This is a genomic window from Actinomycetota bacterium (assembly GCA_030684515.1).
Lineage (GTDB): Bacteria > Actinomycetota > Actinomycetes > S36-B12 > S36-B12 > UBA11398.
This window is the reverse complement of sequence record JAUXVJ010000009.1, coordinates 56,466-77,122: the sequence shown is the minus strand read 5'-3', so window position 1 is coordinate 77,122 and position 20,657 is coordinate 56,466. Positions and strand designations below refer to the sequence as shown.

At 59.5% G+C, this 20,657-nt stretch carries 16 protein-coding genes; 4 read left to right on the top strand and 12 right to left on the bottom strand.

Features of this window, described 5'->3' with window-relative positions:
- Nucleotides 1-46: 46 nt before the first annotated feature.
- Genes Q8M73_02130 through Q8M73_02105 form a run of 6 tightly spaced genes read right to left on the bottom strand, consistent with a single transcriptional unit; the run spans nucleotide 47 to nucleotide 7,020 of the window.
- The gene (locus tag Q8M73_02130) at nucleotides 47-793 is read right to left on the bottom strand and encodes a hypothetical protein (protein MDP2287350.1); all 747 of its coding nucleotides are present in this window, start codon (nucleotides 791-793) and stop codon (nucleotides 47-49) included.
- Entirely contained in the window at nucleotides 790-1,386 is a 597-nt protein-coding gene (gene sigM, locus Q8M73_02125; GenBank protein ID MDP2287349.1) for an RNA polymerase sigma factor SigM, read from the bottom strand. The genes Q8M73_02130 and sigM overlap by 4 nt, the downstream gene beginning before the upstream one ends.
- 11 nt (nucleotides 1,387-1,397) lie before the next feature.
- Nucleotides 1,398-2,882 (bottom strand): protein kinase, encoded by a 1,485-nt coding sequence (locus Q8M73_02120; GenBank protein ID MDP2287348.1) that lies wholly within the window; start codon nucleotides 2,880-2,882, stop codon nucleotides 1,398-1,400.
- Nucleotides 2,879-4,534, bottom strand: a complete 1,656-nt coding sequence (gene murJ / locus Q8M73_02115; GenBank protein MDP2287347.1) for a murein biosynthesis integral membrane protein MurJ — start codon at nucleotides 4,532-4,534, stop codon at nucleotides 2,879-2,881. The genes Q8M73_02120 and murJ overlap by 4 nt, the downstream gene beginning before the upstream one ends.
- Nucleotides 4,531-6,558 carry a DUF6049 family protein gene (locus Q8M73_02110; protein MDP2287346.1) on the bottom strand — a complete coding sequence of 676 codons (2,028 nt, stop codon included), beginning with the start codon at nucleotides 6,556-6,558 and terminating at the stop codon, nucleotides 4,531-4,533. Before Q8M73_02110 ends, murJ begins: the two co-directional genes overlap by 4 nt.
- Nucleotides 6,559-7,020 (bottom strand): NUDIX hydrolase, encoded by a 462-nt coding sequence (locus tag Q8M73_02105; protein MDP2287345.1) that lies wholly within the window; start codon nucleotides 7,018-7,020, stop codon nucleotides 6,559-6,561.
- Nucleotides 7,021-7,099: 79 nt separating this feature from the next.
- Here Q8M73_02105 and Q8M73_02100 point away from each other — a divergent pair, with 79 nt between their 5' ends.
- The gene (locus Q8M73_02100; protein MDP2287344.1) at nucleotides 7,100-8,500 is read left to right on the top strand and encodes a CCA tRNA nucleotidyltransferase; all 1,401 of its coding nucleotides are present in this window, start codon (nucleotides 7,100-7,102) and stop codon (nucleotides 8,498-8,500) included.
- 115 nt (nucleotides 8,501-8,615) lie between these two features.
- On the opposite strand, the gene Q8M73_02095 is transcribed toward Q8M73_02100, so the two are convergent.
- From Q8M73_02095 to Q8M73_02075, 5 genes are all read right to left on the bottom strand, one after another.
- Nucleotides 8,616-9,842, bottom strand: a complete 1,227-nt coding sequence (locus tag Q8M73_02095) for a hypothetical protein (protein MDP2287343.1) — start codon at nucleotides 9,840-9,842, stop codon at nucleotides 8,616-8,618.
- Nucleotides 9,842-11,122: an MFS transporter gene (locus Q8M73_02090; GenBank protein MDP2287342.1), complete on the bottom strand. Its 1,281-nt coding sequence runs from the start codon at nucleotides 11,120-11,122 to the stop codon at nucleotides 9,842-9,844. Before Q8M73_02090 ends, Q8M73_02095 begins: the two co-directional genes overlap by 1 nt.
- A gap of 22 nt (nucleotides 11,123-11,144) precedes the next feature.
- A complete protein-coding gene (locus Q8M73_02085) occupies nucleotides 11,145-13,529 on the bottom strand; it encodes an excinuclease ABC subunit UvrA (protein MDP2287341.1) in 2,385 nt (794 codons plus the stop codon).
- An 88-nt stretch (nucleotides 13,530-13,617) separates the two neighbouring features.
- Nucleotides 13,618-14,697, bottom strand: a complete 1,080-nt coding sequence (locus tag Q8M73_02080) for an inositol-3-phosphate synthase (GenBank protein ID MDP2287340.1) — start codon at nucleotides 14,695-14,697, stop codon at nucleotides 13,618-13,620.
- 28 nt (nucleotides 14,698-14,725) lie between these two features.
- Nucleotides 14,726-15,322, bottom strand: a complete 597-nt coding sequence (locus tag Q8M73_02075; GenBank protein ID MDP2287339.1) for a PadR family transcriptional regulator — start codon at nucleotides 15,320-15,322, stop codon at nucleotides 14,726-14,728.
- An 83-nt stretch (nucleotides 15,323-15,405) separates the two neighbouring features.
- Between Q8M73_02075 and Q8M73_02070 the strand changes: the two genes are divergently transcribed.
- From Q8M73_02070 to Q8M73_02060, 3 genes are all read left to right on the top strand, one after another.
- The gene (locus tag Q8M73_02070) at nucleotides 15,406-15,930 is read left to right on the top strand and encodes a DUF5318 family protein (GenBank protein MDP2287338.1); all 525 of its coding nucleotides are present in this window, start codon (nucleotides 15,406-15,408) and stop codon (nucleotides 15,928-15,930) included.
- Nucleotides 15,931-16,058: 128 nt separating this feature from the next.
- A complete protein-coding gene (locus tag Q8M73_02065) occupies nucleotides 16,059-18,155 on the top strand; it encodes a transglycosylase domain-containing protein (protein MDP2287337.1) in 2,097 nt (698 codons plus the stop codon).
- Between the two features lie 5 nt (nucleotides 18,156-18,160).
- Entirely contained in the window at nucleotides 18,161-19,522 is a 1,362-nt protein-coding gene (locus Q8M73_02060; protein MDP2287336.1) for a hypothetical protein, read from the top strand.
- Here the strand turns inward: Q8M73_02060 and Q8M73_02055 are convergent.
- Nucleotides 19,482-20,642, bottom strand: a complete 1,161-nt coding sequence (locus tag Q8M73_02055; protein MDP2287335.1) for an alanine racemase — start codon at nucleotides 20,640-20,642, stop codon at nucleotides 19,482-19,484. The two genes, Q8M73_02060 and Q8M73_02055, sit on opposite strands and share 41 nt — an antisense overlap.
- Nucleotides 20,643-20,657: the final 15 nt, after the last annotated feature.

Below are 20,657 nucleotides of genomic sequence, written 5' to 3'. Positions count from 1 at the left end.
TGGGGGTCATGCCTTGGGTAGAACGATCCTAGGGCGAGGCTTATTCCTATGACGCTGTTGCGGGCAGCGCCATGGTCATATGAACCATGACATCTGTGTGTGAGGAAGAGCAGTCCGGGCCCACGACCCAGACTCGAAGCATGGCTGGACTGGACTGTGTCGGCTCTGTCAACGAGAGCGGGATCACGACAATTCCGGCGTCGTCGCCGTGGTAACGAGCAAGGTCGACCATGAGTGCAGTGCCGTTGTCATCGTGGGTAAGCCCAGCGATACAACTGCGCAGGGCCTCGGCCGACATGTCAAAGCCTGGCGCGGCGCTTGGCCACGCCGTTGCCTCCGCTGTGGCCGCCATGAGTTGTTTGGCGCCTTCAGTGCCGCGAACGAGTTTGGTCACTTGGCTTGCCAAGGTGGTGGGGAGGTAGTCGGTTCCGCTGGCCAGAATCTGTTTGGCGGGGAAGGCGCCGCCCGGAGATGGGGCGGCGGTATTTGCCCCGGAGGCCACGAGCGGGCCGTTGGAACTCTGGACACTTTGCACAACCACACCAACGGCCAGGAGAGAAACGCCAGCCGCAGCGGCACCAATGATCCAGGTGCGTCTGGGCCGTCGGCGCGAGTGCAGGCTGATGGTTGCCTCGCGGGCAACCTGCTCGTTGTGCAGGACTCGTTCGACACCGGCCCAAATTGAATCGGGCATGGCAGGAGTTGACGGCGCAGAATCAGGATTCAGGAACGAGGCCTCATCGCCGAGTGGACTTTCTTCACTCCACATTGCGTCATCTTCAGTGTCGCTCAACTCTGGCCTCCTTCCGGGCTTTGGACGGGAGCTTGGCTCTGCGGGTTCCGCAGATCGACTAATCGTTTGGCCAATTTGGCACGGCCGCGCGAGCACCGGCTCTTCACTGTGCCGACGGGGCAGTTGAGCATTCGGGCCGCATCCTGGATCGGCCAGCCTTCGATATCCACGAGAATCACAGCTTCACGTTGGTCATCTGGGAGTTCTGCCAAGGCTTCGGCGATGAGGATCTGCGTTTCGCGCTGCTCGATGTGATCATCGGCCGGCTGCAGCCCTGAGTCGACGGTGTCATGCTCAGGCAGCGGTGAAGTCGGACGGGCGCTGCGTCGTCGGATGCGGTCCAGGCAGGCATTGACCACGATTCGATGCAGCCAGGTCGTCACCTTGGCATCGCCTCGAAACTGTTCAGCTCGGCGAAATGCTGAGATCAGTGCGTCTTGCAGGGCGTCCTCGGCCTCAGTGGAGTCACCCATGGTGCGCAAGGCAACTGCCCACAATCGATCGCGATGGCGATAGACCAGTTCAGAGAAGGCCTGCGGATCCCCTGCGACATGCGCGGCGAGCAAGACCTCATCGGTTTGCTCTGCTGACACGAATCGTGAGCCTAGCCCCGTCCGTGAACGACGACTTCCGACACCCGAACCTGATGCATATCCGGATACTTGATGGTGGCAGGCAATCGAGGAAACCACACCAGCACGTAGCGACCTGCCATAGGACTTGGGGATCGCAGGACCACTCGATTGTCACCGACCGCAGCCTTGGCAAGCATGGGCCAGGCATTGGGAGTCGCCAATTGCGATTCAGAGACGCCCACGCGCACTTCGGCCCCGGCCTTGCCGAAAGTCAGACCCACTGATTGAACGAATTGAGATGAGCCCAGATCCAGGACGAGCCCGACTCCGCCCTTGCCGTTGGCATTTGCTGTCTCATAGCGCAGGGAGTTCCAACTTGTCGTGGGATTTCCATCGACAGCACGGCTGGCCTGCTGCTCGTGCTCACGGCCCGCGGCCCCATCGTTGATGCCGTCGCGATTACTGTCGCCAAAAGGATCGAAGGAGGTCGCTGAAAGGACCGTGATCAATGCACCCAGTGGCGTTGCCGTCGCGGTATCAAGCGGACTCGGGTCCTGAGTCGAGGACGGCACTGCTCGGGCAGGGTTTGCCTCCGGACCGATGTAGAGCTGCCGCCAGGCCACAACGAGCAGCGCGATAGCAGCAACCACGGCCACCACCACAGTGATGCGGACTGCGTATGCGCGCACTCGAGCCGAATTGGGTCCAGATACCACCGGTTCAAGGTCGGCGCGGATCTGTGCGAGGGCGGCCAAGAACTCTGCGAGGTTGCGAATCTTTGAGGCGCCGCGAGGTCGGGGAAGCTCGAACATTGATCGGCCCAAGAGGACATCAAGTTCATGTGGAACCTCGGCCCGCACGTGAGATGCCGGCTCCAGATGCGAACGGTGTCGGGGAGCGGCCGGCGCATAGCTTGGCTCCTGCCCGAAAGGATCCACCGCAAAGGGGCTTCTTCCGGTGAGCATGAGGTAGAGCAGGCCGCCAAGTGCGTCGATGTCTGAGCGAATCAGATCCTCGTGCGGAGCGCCGAGGATCACCGAATCAATGGCCATGCCGATAACCCGTACCTCACCTGAGTCAGTGAGCAGCACGTTGCTTGGCTGCAGGCGACCATGTCGCACCCGCAGATCATGTGCCTGCAGCAGAGCCTGTCCAACTTCGGTGACGATGCTGATCGCCTGCCTCAAGTCCAAGGGATTCCAATCGCGCGCAGCCATGAAGGACAACAGTGACTCTCCGTGTATCCATTCACTGATGACCGCCACCCGGTCGGGGGAATCTGCGTCGGTAGGTACCTCCATCACGTCCAGAATCTGACTGAGTCTGCGATCTTGGACCGCAGCCGCGGCGCGTGCTGAGTTGTTCAAGTGCTCGGCCCGTGGGTCAGAAGCGTCCACCAGTCGAATGACAACCTCGCGATCGAGCGCATTGTCGTACGCGCGCCAATATGACGATGCCGAATCGGGCGCGAGCATCTGATTGATCATTCGGTAGCGATCCAGCGGTGAAGTCATGAACGGCGATCCAGCTTCTTGCGCGTGATTCGCACGAGCTCGCGCAATTCACCTACCCGAAGCAGCCAGGCCGCAATGAGGTAGACGCCGATGCCGACAGGAGCCATCACCAAGATGTCGACAAGCACACTTCCGCGATCTTGCAGGCCTGGGTTGTAGCCCACGGATCCAAGAGCCAATCGCGTTGCCAGCATGCCGGCCAGTGCCATGAGGGCAGCTGCGGCGATGCGCGTCAGTGCCCAGGCTGTGGCCCCCGAACGCATACCTCCAATGCGTCTTGCCAGCATGACCCAGGCGATGGCCATACCGATCCAATATGACAGTCCATACGTGAGTGCCAGAGATGCCACCTGTTGGCCGCCGGCGTTGACGAATGCAAACAGTGGGATGGCCATCACCATCCAAGCGATGCTGAAGCCGACGGTGATGAAGAATGGAGTACGGGTGTCCTCGATAGCGTAAAAGCCTCGCAGAAGAACGTAGAACACCGTGAAGGGCACCAGACCGATCATGAAGACCGACACGATCTGGCCCATGATCGAGGCTTGTTCAGGTGTGGCCGCTCCATAGCCGAACAACATCACTGCGATGTCAGCGCCAAGGATGAAGATGATCGCTGCGATGGGTGCGATCACGGCTACAACGATGCGCATTGTTGAACTGACTTCGCGGCCAACGTCGTGCAGACGCCCGGTATGTGCCAAGCGGCTCAAGCCCGGCAGCATCGCAGTGATGATGGAGATGGTGATGACACTGTGTGGCAGGAGGAAGACAAGATGTGCTTTTTGATAGGTCGTCAGTCCGGCTGCAGTGGCTCCGACTTCAGCCGCATTGACGTTTGCCTGCGTTGCAAGTCGGGTGACCACGATGTTTGTCGCCTGGTTGACCAACACCAAGGCAATGGTCCACATGGCCAATGAACCGGCTTTTCCCAAGCCGGCACCGCGCCAGTCAAAGCGAGGACGATAGTGGTAGCCATGTCGGAGGAGAACTGGGATCAAAATCACCGCTTGCACGATGACGCCCAAGGTTGTGCCAATGCCGAGGATCAGGATTTGTTGAGTGGTCAGTTCTCCGTCGGCAGCAGCTGTTGTGCCGGCAACCACGATGAATAGCAGGAACGTCGCAATAGCAATGACGTTGTTGGCGATCGGCGCAAACATTGGCAGGCCGAAATGCCCACGGGCATTGAGTACTTGGCCGAGCAGTGTGTAGATGCCATAGAAGAAGATCTGTGGAAGACACAGCCGCGCAAAGGCGACCGCAAGGTCAAACTCGTTTTGCGGATAGTCGCTAGGTGTGTAGAGATCAACGAGGACAGGGGCCAGCAGAACTGCTGCGATCGAAAGCACAAGCAGAGTAAGTCCGGCAAGGGTGATCAGGCGATCCGAGTAGGCGTGGCCCCCGTCGGCGTCGTCCTTCATATGGCGCACGAGCTGCGGAATGAAGACCGCATTCAAGGCACCACCGATGATCAGGATGTAGACGATGGTGGGCAGCGAGTTGCCAAGGGAGTACGCGTCAGAGACCAGAAAGAAGCCAAGTGCGGCTGCGGCGGTGATGTCGCGGGCGATGCCGGTGATTCGCGAGATCACCGTGCCCATCGCCATAACTGCGCTTGAGCGGAGTACGCCTGAAGTGGATTCGCTCATGATGGCTGCCCATGTTGCATGATCCGGCGGGCGATGCCGACCACCACGAATATGGCAATGGCAACAAATGCGGCCAGTACCACCCAGCCTGCTGCGCGCGCATAGGCCGTTGAGACGAGTGTGATGGAGGCCGCAACGCCGTAGGGCGAAGCGTTGGGAGTCAGGATCTGCACGCGGGTTGGCAGCGGATCGCCGCCGACAACTCGAACTGGCATCTCCACGCTGATCTTCTGTCCGGGCTCTATGACGATGTTCATTCTTGGTTCGGATTCAAGTCGTGAAGTGGGTTCACCGATCAGCGCCAGCCCGACATTGACCGTGCTGCTGCTGTCATTGGCCAGGGTCACCGGCACATTGCCGGTATCACCGGAGAAGGTGATTGAGCCGCTGGAGATGGGTCGCACCAAGTTGATCTGTGCCGAGAGTTCGCGACTGATCGCACTCACCAGTGCAACACCGGTGGTCGGGTCGCTGCGCCATGCAGATGACTGGGCCCTCAGCAGGGCTTCTGAATACGACTGATTGACGGACGTGGGTGTCGCCTGCACTGCCGTGAGTTGCTTCCCTCGTTGTTGAACGCGCTGGACGCGATCCAGATAAGCAGAAGTGAGTTCGCCACTGTCTGCTGCTGCATATGGAAGTCGGGCGCTAGCGCTGCGAGTGCCCGAAACCAGGCTGTTCATGGTGGCCGGGCGCATCCAAGGGGCGCTCTGAGTTGAGCGCAGTACCGAGCGAAGGAAGCTGGGGCTGGGATCCCAGCGCAGATCGGTGGGAGCAGCGACGATCGACAGTTGGGTATTTCCGGTGACGCTGTCGGCGATCGCAGCAGTTTCGGCCAGATAGCGTTGTCGAGCAAGAATCGTCTCGGAGGCATTGCGCTGAGGCATAGCAAGAGTTGCGCTGACGCGAGAGTCGGCAAGTACTGCAGTGAGATTGCCAAAGCTCGTTGGGTAGTCAGCGACGCCCTGTCGTGGTTGATCGGCATCCCCAGCCATTGCCTCAGTCGACATGATCACGGTTGTGGTTCCTGCTGAGGAGAGCAGATTTGCGGTGCGCTGATCGAGTCGTCCGCTGGGAGTCCAGTAGACGCCCCCAATGACTGCTGAATCCAAGATGCTTGACGTGATGGGTTGTGCAAGTGTCATCGCGCGGACAACATCGGCGCTCAATCCATTACGCCGAGCGGCAGAGGCGTCGACATCGGCATAGGCAGTAGCACGCGAATTCGACGGTGCAATCGATGCGCGCAATTCGTTGAGCCAGCGCATTGCGTCAGTGCTCTGGTTGCCAACAACGATTGCACCGTCCTTGACAACTTGATAGCCGCGGCTGATGTCGTCGGCTGACTGCACCAAGGAGGGGTCGATCATCCAGGTCAGAGTTGAGCTGAACTCTCGCCCAACGTCGACCAGATTGGCGAGCCGACCGCCCGGTGACAAGGACACGGGTGTGTCGCTGTTGAGCAGCACATTGGTGGCGGTACGCGCGGGGGCATCCGCGAGCGGCCACAGCCACACCACTCCGATTGCGTGCGTTGACTTGTGTGAGTTCGGATACCAAGGCAGGAAGGTGCGCAGGCTTGCGATGGCCACCTCGCCAGCTCCTAAGGCATCAATGGACAGGGCGTAGGTGCCCGTCTTCGATAGGGGCAATTGGCTGAAGGCCACCTCAAAGGAGAAGGTGGCTTGACCCCCGGGAATGAGCGGATCGTCGATGACGAACTCGCGCACGGCTGTCGTCGCGAGCTCACCGGCCGCGAGTACGGCATCGATCCCGGATCGACCTGCAATGGGCCCGGTTGAGAGGCGCAACTGCGCCACTGGTTTGTTGATTGTTGTGGTGGAAGTATTGACCAGACGTCCTGTGATGCGCAGCTCGCTGTTCGCCGTCGGTACAAATGGCAGGAGTGAATCAAGGACCACCTGAACTGCGGGCGGGGCTGCTTGGACCGGAGCAACGTTGCAGATCATGGCCGCGAATGGAAGTGCGATCCACACCAAGAGCAGCGATATGCGCCGGCGCACCTAGAGATCCGTCAACTCGGCGAGCAGGGCAGGCACTTTCTCCATGAGTTTGCGCTCATCAGCGTAAGCCAAGCGCGCGGATACCTCGTCCAGCGGCACCCAAGCGACCTCGACTACCTCGCGATCGGCGTCACTGAGCTCGCCCCCGTGCGCTGCCAACAGAAAATGGTGCACGGTCTTGTGCACTCGACGGTCCTCAGCCATGAACCAGAAATCGATCACGCCAAGTGGGGCCATCACAGAGCCCTCAATGCCAGTCTCCTCGTGAACCTCGCGAATCGCGGCGTCCTCGGCGGTCTCGCCGACTTCGATGTGCCCCTTGGGAAGGGACCAGATCAGCCGCCCACGCCTGTCCAATCGACCAATGAGCGCAGCTCGCGGCGGAACCGAGCTTTGATCCAGCACCAGGCCACCGGCACTGATCTCCTCTACTCGCGGGATTCGCGGGGTTCGAGGGGACATATCCGCAGGATAAACCGCAGCGCGATGTCATTACGCTCATCAGGTGCCCACAGTTGATCCAAATCAGGCTGCCCGGCAACTGGCACCGATCCAAGCCCTGCTTGTTGAGCTCGGGAATCGATTTCAGACGGCGGGCTTTGATATTTCCCTCGTGGGCGGCCCGGTGCGCGATGCGCTGCTTGGTCGACTGAGCCAGGCCCCAGATCTGGACTTCACGACGAACGCCCGACCTGACCAGATTCTGGAACTGCTGGAGGGCCTGGCGGACAGCACCTGGGATGTTGGCATCCGCTATGGAACCGTGGGCGCCCGCATTGGCAGTCGTGAGTGTGAAATCACCACGTACCGCAGCGAGCACTATGACCCCACCTCTCGTAAGCCCGAGGTTAACTTCGGCGACAGCCTCGAAGGTGATCTGGGTCGTCGGGATTTCACGATCAACGCCTTGGCCCTGCGACTTCCCGAGCTTACTTTGGTGGACCTCTACAACGGGGTCATCGATCTTGCAGCAGGCGTGATTCGCACGCCGAATGCGCCACGGATGTCCTTCTCTGATGACCCCTTGCGGATGATGCGCGCCGCACGCTTTGCCTCGCAATTGGGCTTCCAGGTCGAATCCGAAACCCTCGCTGCCATGGTGGCGATGCACGAGCGCATCACGATCGTGTCGATTGAGCGTGTGCAAGTGGAGTTCTTGAAAATCGTGATGTCCGACGACCCGCGCCCGGGACTCAAGCTGCTCGTCGACACTGGTCTGGCTGACTATGTCGTGCCAGAACTCCCGCGGATGCGGCTTGAGGTCGATGAACACCTGCAGCACAAGGATGTGTACGAGCACTCACTTACCGTGCTGGAGCAGGCCATCATGATGGAGACCCTGCATGAGCCAGTGAGCGGACCGGATCCGGTTCTGCGACTGGCCGCGTTGTTCCATGACATCGGCAAGCCACGTACCCGCAAGTTCGACGAGGGACGTGTGTCCTTTCACCATCATGAAGTTGTGGGCGCGCGCATGACGCGCAAACGCATGAAGGAATTCCGCTTCTCCAATGAGCTGATCGACGACGTCTCTCGATTGGTCGAACTTCACTTGCGCTTCCACGGCTATGGCACAGGCGAATGGACTGACTCTGCGGTGCGTCGCTACGTGCGCGACGCCGGGCCTTTGCTTGTTCGACTGCACAAATTGACCCGGGCGGACTGCACAACTCGCAATCGCAAGCGGGCTGCGGCGTTGCAGCGCTCGTATGAACAGCTGGAAACGCGTATTGCCGAAATCACCGCTCAGGAAGAGCTTGATTCGCTGCGTCCCGATCTGGACGGTCAGGCCATCATGCGGATCCTTGACATCCCGGCTGGTCCTCAGGTGGGCAAGGCGTATCGCTTCTTGATGGAGCTGCGGCTGGACAGTGGGCCGATGGATGAGCAGGCGGCCACAGAAGCACTCTTGGAATGGTGGGCTCAACAGCCCAAGGCCTGAGCGTGGCTCGCTGGTTCCGGATCGCTTCGGGCCGCCATGGATCCATAGGTAGGTCGTTCGCGGGACTCGGCGCACCGCGACAGTGCTTCAGCAACAGGGACTTGGCCTGATGTGCCTAGGACTCGGTGATGCCAAGTTCGGTTACGGAAGCCGTTTCGATCTCAACGTACTCATCCCGGTCCGGGCGATTGCATGCCTCGATGCCAGCAAACAGCAGTACGCCGAGCGCTCCCAGCCAGAAGGTTCGGCCCAGATCCATATTCCCGACGCCGAAGAGCAGTAGTCCAAGCACGATGGCCACCCCCCACTTCAAGAACAGTGAGTACGAGCGGACGAAAGTGTTGAGTCCGACTGGAATGTACTGGCCAAGTTCATGCAGTCCCCTGCAGACTTGCTCGCGCTTGAGGCTCGCAAAGCTGGAACTGCCCGCGAACCAGCCGGCGATCGCGGCAAATACGCCGAGCATCAGTAGTGCCTGCAAACCGTTGACCAGGTAGGCGAAGAAGGTCGTCCAGAAGGCAGAGAGTGCCAAGCCTAGACCAGTGCGACCGAGCTGCAGTTGCACGGCAGTTTCGGTCATATTCATTGCCAGCATCAGCAACATTGCCTCAGTCGCGAGCACGATACCCAAGGTGACCACAATGCGTGGCCGCCTGCGCGCCAGTGCTATTGACAGGGCAAACAGCGCCGCCACAATCAATGGCAGCCACTGCAGAATCGGTGCAGTGAAGGCGTAGATGGCCTGCAATTGCCCGAGCAGGGGGGTCTCGAACAGCACGATCTGATTGCCGGTCGAGGGGATCGTCACATTTGCTGCGATCGAAAGACCGGAGTCAACGAGTTGGGTCTGCACCGCCTTCAGCAGGGTCGTGATGTCCAGCACCACTTGGTCGCCGTTGGTCTGGATGATGCCGGCTTCCTTGCCCTCAAGCAGTGCCAGAGCCGATCGTTGTGCTGCCTCATTGGTCTTGATCCACAAGGTCTGGAATGCCGAGGAGGCCAGGAATCTGTCGACTGCGGTCCCGATGAGGCTGTTGATTCCAGCAGCGATCGGCGAAGCCAGTTGCTCATTGATTCCTGGGTTCTTGACGAAAGATCCCAGGAAATCACTGACCAAGGTCTCGGTGTCAATGCGTGCAACAAGTGCGGCGGTGACTTCCGCGCCGACTGCTTGCTGGATCGCCGGATCACTGGCAAGTGGACCCACAGTTGCGATGTACTGCTCGGCGTCAGTGACCGTCTCATGGCCCCAGTGACCAACGACAGCCACCGGAGTGATTACCGCGGCGATGATGAAAATCAAGAGCGAAGCGATCGAGCGCGCTCCCCAGCGTCGGCCCATTATGTTCCCTTCGTTTGGCGCTTGGTCAGCAACCAAGCCCCAGTGAGCACGAGCAGCAGACCCGCAAGGCTGATCATTGCAGGAGATTGGCCACTTGTCGGTGCATACAACGCCATGATCGTGATGCCCAGAACAAGTGAGGCATTGACGATCATGTCGAACAGGGCGAAGATCCGGCCGAGGTGATCATCTGGAATATGCAGTTGCACTTCTGTGTCGGCGCAGACCTTCACTGACTGACCGACGAATCCGAAGGCCGCGGCGCCGACGAGAAGGAGCGGCAATTGGATGGATTCTGATCCGGCAACCACGAACACCGCTCCGGTGATGCCTCCAATGATCAGGACGATGGCTGACCAGGTGACTGTCCCCATCCGCCGGGTGCTCCAAGGAGTTGAAGCGGCACCGATCAGGGCACCGGTGGCCGCGGCTGCCGTGATGATGGCGAACTGCGTGAGTGCGTGGTCGGCCTCGGCGACTGAATTGAAGGTGTTGCGCACAAGTAGCAAGGCGTCAACAGTCAGCATGCCGAATGAAATCCGGTGCAGGGCCACGACAGTGATTGCCCGCCTGGGTCGCGCATGATGGCGCAGGACTCGTAGTCCATCAACAAAGCCCGAGATGACTCCTTGAAGAGTGTCGCGCGCAAGATCGCCGGTGGGCCCAAGTGTTGCGGGTCCCATTCGCAAGGCGAGCAAGCCAGCCATGACGAAACCGACTCCCGCCAGCACCAAGATGAACTGACTTCCTGCGTCGCCGCCGCCGACCAGAGACCTGATGGCTACACCTGTCAGCGCGCCAACCGCGACGGCGATAGTCCCCGAAGTCGGGCTGAGCGCGTTGGCCGTCACAAGGTCGCGGCCTTTCACTACATGCGGCAACGAGGCGGAAAGTCCAGCGAGCACGAATCGACCGATCCCCAGCACGATCAACACGAAAAGCCCAAGCAGGAGTCCGTCGTTGCCCGCTGTGACGAGAACGATGATCGGTATGACGCCCAGCGCCTTGATGAAATTGGCGTTGACGAGCACATTTCGCCGACGCCATCGATCCAGCAGTACGCCGGCAAACGGTCCGATGATGGAGTACGGCAAGAGCAGGATGGCAAATGCCGAAGCCACTTTGATGGCATCCGGCTCACGCTCAGGTGAGAACAGCACGAACGTTGCAAGAGATGCCTGAATCAGCCCATCGGCGAATTGCCCGACAAGGCGAACGGAATAGAGCCGACGAAAGTCCCGAGTGGAAAGGAGCTCACGCAGGGCAGGCAATGCCACCACGCGCGGACGGTATCAGCGCTGCTCAGCTGTGAACATACTTCGCGAGGTACTCGCCGGTGAGGGTGGATCCGTCAGCAATGAGATCTTCAGGTGTGCCCTCAAAGACGATCGTCCCGCCATCGTGCCCGGCACCAGGACCCAGATCAATGATCCAGTCCGCGTGGGCCATGACGGCTTGGTGGTGGGCGATGACAATCACGGACTTGCCTGCATCGACAAGTCGGTCAAGCAGGCCGAGCAGTTGCTCGACGTCGGCCAGATGCAAGCCGGTGGTGGGTTCGTCGAGTACATAGATCTCACCTTTGTCAGCCATCTGTGTTGCCAGTTTCAACCGCTGTCGCTCGCCACCGGAGAGAGTCGGCAGTGGTTGGCCCAATATGAGATAGCCAAGACCGACATCGGTGAGTCGATTGAGGACTGTTAGTGCAGGCGGAATGTGTGACGGGCCCTGGCCGAAGAATGCAGCGGCTTCAGTGACGGTCATGGCTAGGACCTCTGTGATGTCCCGGCCGCCAAAGGTGTACTCCAAGACCGATGCCTGGAAACGTCTTCCCTCGCACAGTTCGCAGACAGTTGACACCCCGGCCATCATCGCCAGATCGGTGTAGATCACACCTGCACCATTGCAATTGGGGCAGGCTCCTTCAGAGTTCGCGCTGAACATCGCCGGCTTGACGCCGTTGGCCTTGGCAAAGGCTTTGCGAATCGGCTCGAGCAGGCCGGTGTACGTCGCAGGATTGCTTCGCCGTGAGCCCTTGATAGGAGTTTGGTCAACAGCGACTACCTCAGGTCGACCAGACACCGTTCCGTGGATCAGTGAACTCTTGCCCGATCCGGCAACTCCAGTGACCACGACAAGTACGCCAAGGGGAATGTCGACGTTCACGTTCTTGAGGTTGTTGAACCTCGCGTTACGCACCTCAAGCTTTCCGCTCGGCGCGCGCAAGGACTGCTTGAGTGCGGCTCGATCGTCCAGATGCTTCCCGGTGATCGTCTTGCTCTTTCGTAGTCCGTCGATGGATCCCTCGAAGCAGATGTTGCCACCGGCTGTGCCAGCACCAGGGCCAAGATCGACAACATGATCGGCGATTTCAATGGTCTCCGGCTTGTGCTCGACAACCAGCACGGTGTTGCCCTTATCGCGCAACTGCAGCAGCAACTCATTCATGCGCTGAATGTCGTGGGGATGCAAGCCACTTGTGGGCTCGTCAAATACATACGTGACGTCGGTCAGTGCAGAGCCCAGGTGCCCGATCATTTTCACTCGTTGGGCTTCGCCACCGGACAAGGTCCCGGACGTCCGATCAAGTGACAGATAGCCCAGTCCGATGTCGACGAAGGAGTCCAGAGTCAATTGCAGGGCATTCAACAGGGGAACGACTGTTGGTTCGCTGAGTTCACGCGCCCATTCGGCTAGGTCACTGATCTGCATCGCACATGCATCGCCGATGCTGATCTTCTCTATCTTGGACGAGCGCGCAGCCGCACTGAGTCGGGTTCCGCCGCAGTCGGGGCAACTTGTGAATGTCATGGCGCGATCGACGAAGGAGCGGATGTGCGGCCGCATCGCGTCGACATCCTTGGACAGCATGGACTTCTGAATCTGCCGAATCAGACCGGCGTAGGTCAGGTTGATGCCCTCGATCTTGAGCTTGGTCGGTTCGCGATAGAGCAGGTCCTGCAGTTCCTTCTTCGTGTACTTGCGGATCGCCTTGTCAGGATCAAAGAAGCCACAACCTCGAAGGATGCGGCCAAACCATCCGTCCATGCTGTAGCCGGGAATGGTGAGCGCACCCTCATTGAGGGATTTGCTGTCGTCGTAGAGCGCGGTGAGATCAAAGTCAGTTACCGAGCCCCGACCTTCGCAGCGCGGACACATGCCGCCAGTGATGCTGAAGCTGCGTCGCTCCTTCACCGTGCGCCCCGCACGTTCGAGGGTGACAGCACCCGCTCCACTGATTGATGCCACGTTGAAGGAGAAAGCCTGTGGTGAGCCGATGTGCGGCTTTCCCAGACGACTGAACAAGATGCGAAGCATCGCATTGGCATCAGTAGCAGTGCCAACCGTCGAGCGCGGATCAGATCCGATCCGCTCCTGATCAACGATGAGCGCAGTGGTGAGGCCCTCGAGCACATCAACGTCTGGTCGGGCCAGAGTCGGCATGAAGCCCTGAACAAATGCGCTGTAGGTCTCGTTGATCAAGCGCTGAGATTCAGCGGCGATGGTGCCGAACACCAGTGAGCTCTTACCCGAACCGGAGACCCCGGTGAAGACAGTCAATCGGCGCTTGGGGATCTCAACGCTGATGTCCTTCAGATTATTGACGCGTGCACCGAGCACTTGGATCAGATCATGGCTGTCCGCGCTGACTTGCAAGCGCGTAGCAGGCTTCTTGGCTTTTGTCATGAACTCTCCATCTTCACACCGTACGCGACAGTGCCCCGGTGCTCCGAGTTGTTCACTCGGAGCACCGGGGCACTGTGATGCAGGTGTGTTAGCGCTCGATCTTTCCGGCAATGAAGTCCTCGACGGCGATGTGCGCCTCGCTGTCGCTGTACTGCACAGGCGGTGACTTCATGAAGTAGCTCGAAGCCGAAAGGATTGGTCCGCCGATGCCACGATCCTTGGCGATCATGGCCGCACGAACTGCGTCGATGATCACGCCGGCACTGTTGGGCGAATCCCACACCTCGAGCTTGTACTCAAGGCTCAACGGCACGTCGCCAAATGCCCGACCTTCAAGACGAACAAAGGCCCACTTGCGGTCATCGAGCCAAGCCACGTAGTCCGAAGGTCCGATGTGGACGTTGCGCGCGCCGATGTCGTGTGAGATCTGCGAGGTGACCGACTGCGTCTTGGAGATCTTCTTGGACTCAAGGCGCTCACGCTCGAGCATGTTCATGAAATCCATGTTGCCGCCCACGTTCAATTGGTATGTGCGGTCAAGGATGACTCCACGATCCTCAAAGAGCTTGGCGAGGATGCGGTGAGTGATCGTGGCGCCGACCTGACTCTTGATGTCGTCGCCAACGATTGGCAGACCGGCATCTTCGAACTTCTTTGCCCATGCTGGGGTACCAGCGATGAACACCGGAAGCGCATTGACGAAGCCACAGCCAGCGTCGATTGCGCACTGTGCGTAGAAGCGCGCGGCGTCCTCTGAACCCACTGGCAGGTAGCACACGACGATGTCCGTCTTGGCTGCCTTAAGAGCGGCGACAACGTCGACTGCTGCCTCTTCAGACTCGCTGATGGTCTCGCGGTAGTACTTGCCCAGGCCATCGTGGGTGTGACCACGCTGCACTATGACGCCAGTGACAGGCACGTCGCAGATCTTGATGGTGTTGTTCTCTGAAGCACCGATGGCAGCGGAGAGATCCTGGCCGACCTTCTTGGCGTCCACGTCAAAGGCAGCAACGAATTCAACGTCGCGGACGTGGTAAGGGCCGAACTGCACGTGCATCAGTCCGGGGACGAATCCTTGCGGATCAGCATCCTTGTAGTACTCGACACCCTGAACAAGTGATGCCGCACAGTTGCCGACGCCAACGATGGCGACGCGTACTGATCCCATGTGTTTCTCCTAATGTATTCAACGGTGCTTATGTAGTGAAGTCGCGCGGTTGTTGTGCGCTTTCTGCTTTCTTGCGCTCATTGGTGATGAGCTCGTTGAGCCAGCGCACTTCACGCTCGGCTCGATCAAGTCCATGGTTTTGCAATTCAAGTGTGTAGGCGTCGACGCGATCACGTGACCGCAGCATCGATTCGCGCAGGGCAGCCACGCGCTCCTCCATTCGAGAGCGTCGCCCTTCAAGAATGCGAACTCGCACCCACGCCTCAGTGCGTCCGAAGAAGGCCAGATGAGCCGCGAAGCCCTCATCCTCCCAGGATTCAGGACCGGGCTCATTGACCCAGTGGTCGAAGGCCTCTTTGCCGTCACCAGTCAGGGAGTAGACCACTCGTGAGCGTCGACCGCTCAGGGGTGGGGCGTTGCTCTCAGTCGCCGGGGTGACGTGCACTTGAACAATGAGCCCACGCTCCTCGATCCGGCGCAAGCAGGGGTAAAGGGAGCCAAAGGAAAGAGTGCGGAATGGCCCAAGCACGGTGTCCAGGCGCTTGCGGAGCTCATATCCGTGAAGGGGGCCGTCACCCAACATGCCCAGCACTGCGAATTCGAGGATATCCGCGCGCTTTGACATATTGGCAAGATATATCAATGCGATATATCAATGCAAACGCGGCGCACTCCGATCAGACGTCCGAATCAACCTAGACTGGTCCAATGTCTGCTCCGCGCCACAGTGCCATCCGTGGCTCAGTCGTGCGTGGAGCCTCAAGCAAGCCCAGCAAGCAGGCTGAACTTGGTCCGATCGAGAAGATCGCCGATCCCACAGCGCCACGATCGCCGATTGATTTCACTCTGCAACGGCGAGCAGCGCTGCTGGCCTTCTTTCGTGGCGGGATGCTCAGTAGCGAGTTCTGTGACGCTGACCCCTACCTCCTGAAAGCTGCCAGGTTTCACGGGGAGCCAAGCGGAGCCCCGTGCCCGGTCTGCAAGGACCCCGAGTTTGTCCACGTCACCTACGTCTATGGCGATCAGTTGGGTCCCTACTCCGGAAGGGTCCGCCAGCACGCCGAGCTGCCTGAGATGGCTCGGACCTTTGGCGAGTTCAAGGTCTATGTCGTTGAGGTGTGCCAACGCTGCCATTGGAACTTTTTGATGAAGACTTTCGTCTTGGGAGATGGAGTTCCGCGACGTGCGCCCCGCACGCCCCGTGACCTCATCGAACTCGAAGGGAAACGGTGACCGGAGATCAGCGGGGTGCGGCCAGACGTCCACCTGCCAGATCCAGCAGTGCTCGCCCTCCTGCCAGACGTCGCAAGAAGGCCAAGCGACCGCATTGGATTCGTCGCATTCTGATAACGGGCGTCGTAGTGTTCGTAGTGGCGATCGCCGGATTCGCGATCGCCTTGGCGATGACCACCATTCCCAAGCCCAATGAGTTGGCCACCAGCCAGGCCACCGTCGTCTATTACGCAGATGGCACCAATGAGGTGGGTCGCCTGGGCGATTCATCCAGACGCAGCGTGCCGCTCAGCGATGTCCCAGAGCATGTGCAAAAAGCGATCCTGGCAGCTGAGGACCGCGACTTCTATGACCATGGCGGCGTCTCGCCGATCGGCTTTGTACGTGCCGTCATCAACAACCTGACCGGCGGTTCAACTCAGGGCGGCTCCACGATCACCCAGCAGTACGCCAAGAACGCGTTTCTGACTCAGGAGCGATCGTGGAATCGCAAGGTCCGTGAGGCGCTGCTTGCCTTCAAGCTGGAGACGGTTGCGTCCAAGGATCAGATTCTTGAGGACTACCTCAACACCATCTACTTCGGGCGGCACGCAAGTGGCATCGATGCGGCTTCGCGGGCCTACTTCGCCAAGCCGGTGAACGAGCTCAGCCTGACCGAAGGGGCTGTGCTTGCCTCGATCATCAAATCACCAAGCGGCTTGGCTCCGGAAACACAACTCAGTGCACTGAAAGCTCGCTGGAGTTATGTGCTCGATGGGATGCAGTCGCAAGGGTGGATAAGTGCCGACCAACGAGCAGGTGCACGCTTTCCGGACATTCTTGATGCCAAGAACGCTAACCGCCTCGGCGGGCAGACCGGCTATCTCCTGCAAGGCATCAAGGATCAGCTGATATCACTCGGCTTCGACGAGACACAGATCGAAGCCGGCGGCCTGCAGATTTTCTCCACTCTCGACAAGAGGGCCGAGGATGCGGCAATTCGGGCCGTGAAGGCTGTTGGTCCATCTTCGAACATCGAGGGTCTGCGCATCGGCTTGGCGTCCGTACGACCCAACACCGGTGAAATCGTTGCGCTGTATGGCGGGCAGGACTTCATCGAAGACCAGATCAACAATGCGACGCGACCCTTTGCTCAGGCCGGATCGACCTTCAAGACCTTTGCTCTTGCTGCCGCCACCGAGAAGAACATGCCGCTGACCTCTGTATGGAACGGTGATTCGCCGAGCACGGTCAATGGCTACACGCTGACAAACTACGGAGACAGATCTTTCGGCGAGATCTCCCTGTTGAAGGCAACCTTGCGCTCCGTCAACTCCGCCTATGTTCAGATGGAATCCGCGATCGGTGTCGAAGCGGTGGCCAATGCAGCATTGCGAGCAGGAATCCCCGAGAGCACGCCGGGTCTGAATCTGGATGCACTCAATCTCACTTTTGTGCTCGGTACGGCTTCTCCCTCTGGACTCAGCATGGCTAATGCATATGCGACATTCGCCGCACAGGGAGTCCGATCGACCACTTCAATTGTCGACAGGGTGATCGGGCCCAATGGAGGATTGCTGTATGACTACGAGCCAACGCTCACGACAGAATTTGACTCACGCGTAGCCGACACAGTGACCTATGCCCTCAGTGAGAACGTGCAGCGAGGCACCGCCTTTGCCGCGCGCGCGCTCAATCGACCCGCGGCTGCAAAGACGGGCACGACCGACGGCAACAAGAGTGCCTGGTTTGTCGGATACACCCCGCAACTATCCACCGCGGTATTGATGGCCAAGGAGAACGAGGCCGGCATGCCCGTCTCGCTTTCCAAGACGGGTGGCTTGCGGACCGTGACCGGTGGATCTTTTCCGGCAGCAATCTGGACCAAGTACATGAAGGCGGCCCTGAGGGGACAGCCAGTTGCTAAATTGGCTACGCCTCCATCATCGATAAACGACCGACTTGACTGCGTCGCTTTGGCCGACGCCAATGGCGGTTTGCCTCCTCTTGGTTGTGCAAACGCAGATGGCACGGAATTCTCACCTGAACCCATAGATGAAGCACCTAACGGTGATGTGTTCGACAATCCAGGTGCAAGCGTGGCCCCCGTGCCGCTTGGTGACGGCGCGCCCAAGCAGGTCCCCAGCTCTCGACCTTCAAAGACTCCGAGCAAATCGCCAGGCAAATCGCCAAGCAAGGCTCCGGTGACAGGCAATGGCGACGGCCCACCATCAGTGGCCGGGTAGTCGCGATGGCTGATGTCACGCCGACGCATGATGATGCGCTGCTGGCCAGTAGTAGCGAGTTGATCGGCGGACCGGCCGGCGTCAACCGGCGTGCCCGTCCACAGTGGTGGATCCCCCTGCGCGTGTTGATCGTGCTCACTGCCCTGGGCTACTCATTCGGTATCTGGATTGGCTCGTCATGCCGAAGCAGCAATTGGATCTCTCCTGAGCGATACGAGCACCTCTGCTACACCGACATTCATCCCTTCTACACATTGAAGGGAATGGTCGATAGCACAGTTCCTTACGTGCAGTTGTCGACAGAGCACCAAGCTGTGGATGCTCCGGTGCTCGTCGGCATGTTCATGGAGATCTCTTCACTTCTCACCCACTGGCTGAGTGCACTGCGACCACAGGTTGATGCGGCTGCGCTGTTCTTCGATGTCAATATCGTGCTGCTGTTCATCCCACTACTCATCGCGGTGATTGCGACCGCTCTCGCCGCGCGCAATCGACCATGGGATGCCGCCATGGTCGCGCTTGCTCCAATTGTGATTCTGGCTTCGCGTATCAACTGGGACTTGCTGGCTGTGGCCTTGGTTGCGCTGGTCATGCTGCAGTTGTCACGCAATCGAGTGGTTGCTGCGGGCATCCTGCTTGGGGCAGCGATGTCTGCGGCCCACTACCCCTTCGTCATTCTCATTGCATTCGCACTCCTCGCCTTGCGGACCAAGCGTTGGCAGGACACCGGGCGGCTCGCGCTCGCCGCAGTTGGCACCTGTTTGGTGATCAACGTTCCGTTCATGGTGATGAACTATGAAGGCTGGTCGGTGATCCATCGCAGGCTCTTTGACGCGCTGCCAGACCTCGGGTCGATGTGGTTTGCCATGCAACAGTGGGGAGGACCCGAACTCTCGGCGGGTCAGGTGAACCTGGCAGCGCTGCTGCTGTTCCTGGCGGCGTTGGCTGGCATCGCAGCCCTGGTCCTGCAAGCACCAATGCCACCGCGCGCGGCTTCGGTGATTTTCCTTGTCGTAGCCGCATATGTGTTGCTGGCAAAAGGCTTTGCGCCGCAGTTCGGACTATGGCTGATTCCACTGGCCGTGCTGGCGCGTCCACGCTGGCGAGACTTCCTGATCTGGCAGGCCGCTGAAGTCGTCTACTTCGTTGCAGTGTGGTGGTTCCTTGCGGGCTATCAGTTGGAAGGCGCCAAAGGCCTGACTGCCGAGTGGTATGCCTTCGCCACCTTCGTCCATATCGCTGGCACCGCGTTCTTTGCCATCATGGTGATACGTGACATTCTGAAGCCAGAGGATGATCCGGTTCGGGCTACCGAATTGCGCGCTACTAGTCCATACCCCGCACCACGTCAAAGCGCGATGTGGTGAAACGAACGTCTGCTCGAAACTGATCGCCGACCTGCGGCACCACGCAGCCGCGCGGCAGCCAGATCATCGAATGGTGTTGATGAGGAGGCTCAGCAAACCAACGCTGCTTGCCTTCCCAGATGAATGGTGAGAGCGCACGACCAGCTGCATCCAGAGCGCCAGTTCCAACTGTGACGATCCGCTGACGAAGACTCGAGGCAGGAGTTGGTGCGCTGAGGCCAATGCCATGCGAGGTTCCGCCGGATACCACGACAAGGGTGCCACCAGTGGGGCCGCTGCGTTGCCGATAGCCCACGTGCGTGCCGTCGGGCAATGGGTGCACGGCAAGTGCGACCCCGTACACATTGAGCGCGCTCCGATCCCCCAGCCACAGTCGGGTACCGATGCGAGCCTTCATCTGAATCTTCCGATTTGAAGCCTGAAGCTGTGAGTACTCGTTGTCGCTCAAGTGTGAGAGCCACAGAGTCTGGTCAGCAACGGTGCCAAGCTTCGCTGATTCGGTCTGCCACAAGCCGTGCCAGCGCTGCACCTCATGAACGCGGGCTGTCACAGCTGCTTCACCTGGCGTGGATTCCTCATCGGCGGATTGTTCAAGAGGCAGATGCAAGGTCACACCACAGATCTGCAATCGATGCGATGCGATCGCTGCATGCGTCAGTGGATCTGCCAGGGCGCGTCCAAGTTCAGACTCGCTGAATCCAAAACGATTCATAGAAGTGCGCGCCTCAAGCAGCACGCGCACGTTGCCGGAGCCCGAACTCAATGACGCCAGCCCGGAGGTCGATGAGATGGTCCGAATGACCCTTCGCGCATCCCACTTCTGAGCGATCTCCCACCAGACGTCGCCAGCCAGGAGGTCGCGCGGTTCGAATGGCTCGAGCACCACGACATCGGCGTCCGTGTTCGACAGCACTTCATCGAGTTCGAATACCGAACCAACCGCGACCGCTTCGCTTTGGAGGGCGTTGCTCTCACGGGCCAAGCGGGCCTGACCCAATCCATAGCCGTTGCCCTTGATGACCGGCACGATCGAAGCACCAGTGAGCGATTTCACCATTGCACTGACGGTGTGCACATGCGCGCGCCACTGCTCGGTGCTCACTTCAAGAGTGAAGGTCATTGCCTGCTCCGTCCA

Bases quoted from the DNA above. Each gene is read 5' to 3' on its own strand.
- Q8M73_02120 (MDP2287348.1), bottom strand. From the start codon at position 2,882: ATGACTTCACCGCTGGATCGCTACCGAATGATCAATCAGATGCTCGCG.
- murJ (MDP2287347.1), bottom strand. From the start codon at position 4,534: ATGAGCGAATCCACTTCAGGCGTACTCCGCTCAAGCGCAGTTATGGCG.
- Q8M73_02105 (MDP2287345.1), bottom strand. From the start codon at position 7,020: ATGTCCCCTCGAACCCCGCGAATCCCGCGAGTAGAGGAGATCAGTGCC.
- Q8M73_02095 (MDP2287343.1), bottom strand. From the start codon at position 9,842: ATGGGCCGACGCTGGGGAGCGCGCTCGATCGCTTCGCTCTTGATTTTC.
- Q8M73_02085 (MDP2287341.1), bottom strand. From the start codon at position 13,529: ATGACAAAAGCCAAGAAGCCTGCTACGCGCTTGCAAGTCAGCGCGGAC.
- Q8M73_02080 (MDP2287340.1), bottom strand. From the start codon at position 14,697: ATGGGATCAGTACGCGTCGCCATCGTTGGCGTCGGCAACTGTGCGGCA.
- Q8M73_02075 (MDP2287339.1), bottom strand. From the start codon at position 15,322: ATGTCAAAGCGCGCGGATATCCTCGAATTCGCAGTGCTGGGCATGTTG.
- Q8M73_02070 (MDP2287338.1), top strand. From the start codon at position 15,406: ATGTCTGCTCCGCGCCACAGTGCCATCCGTGGCTCAGTCGTGCGTGGA.
- Q8M73_02060 (MDP2287336.1), top strand. From the start codon at position 18,161: ATGGCTGATGTCACGCCGACGCATGATGATGCGCTGCTGGCCAGTAGT.
- Q8M73_02055 (MDP2287335.1), bottom strand. From the start codon at position 20,642: ATGACCTTCACTCTTGAAGTGAGCACCGAGCAGTGGCGCGCGCATGTG.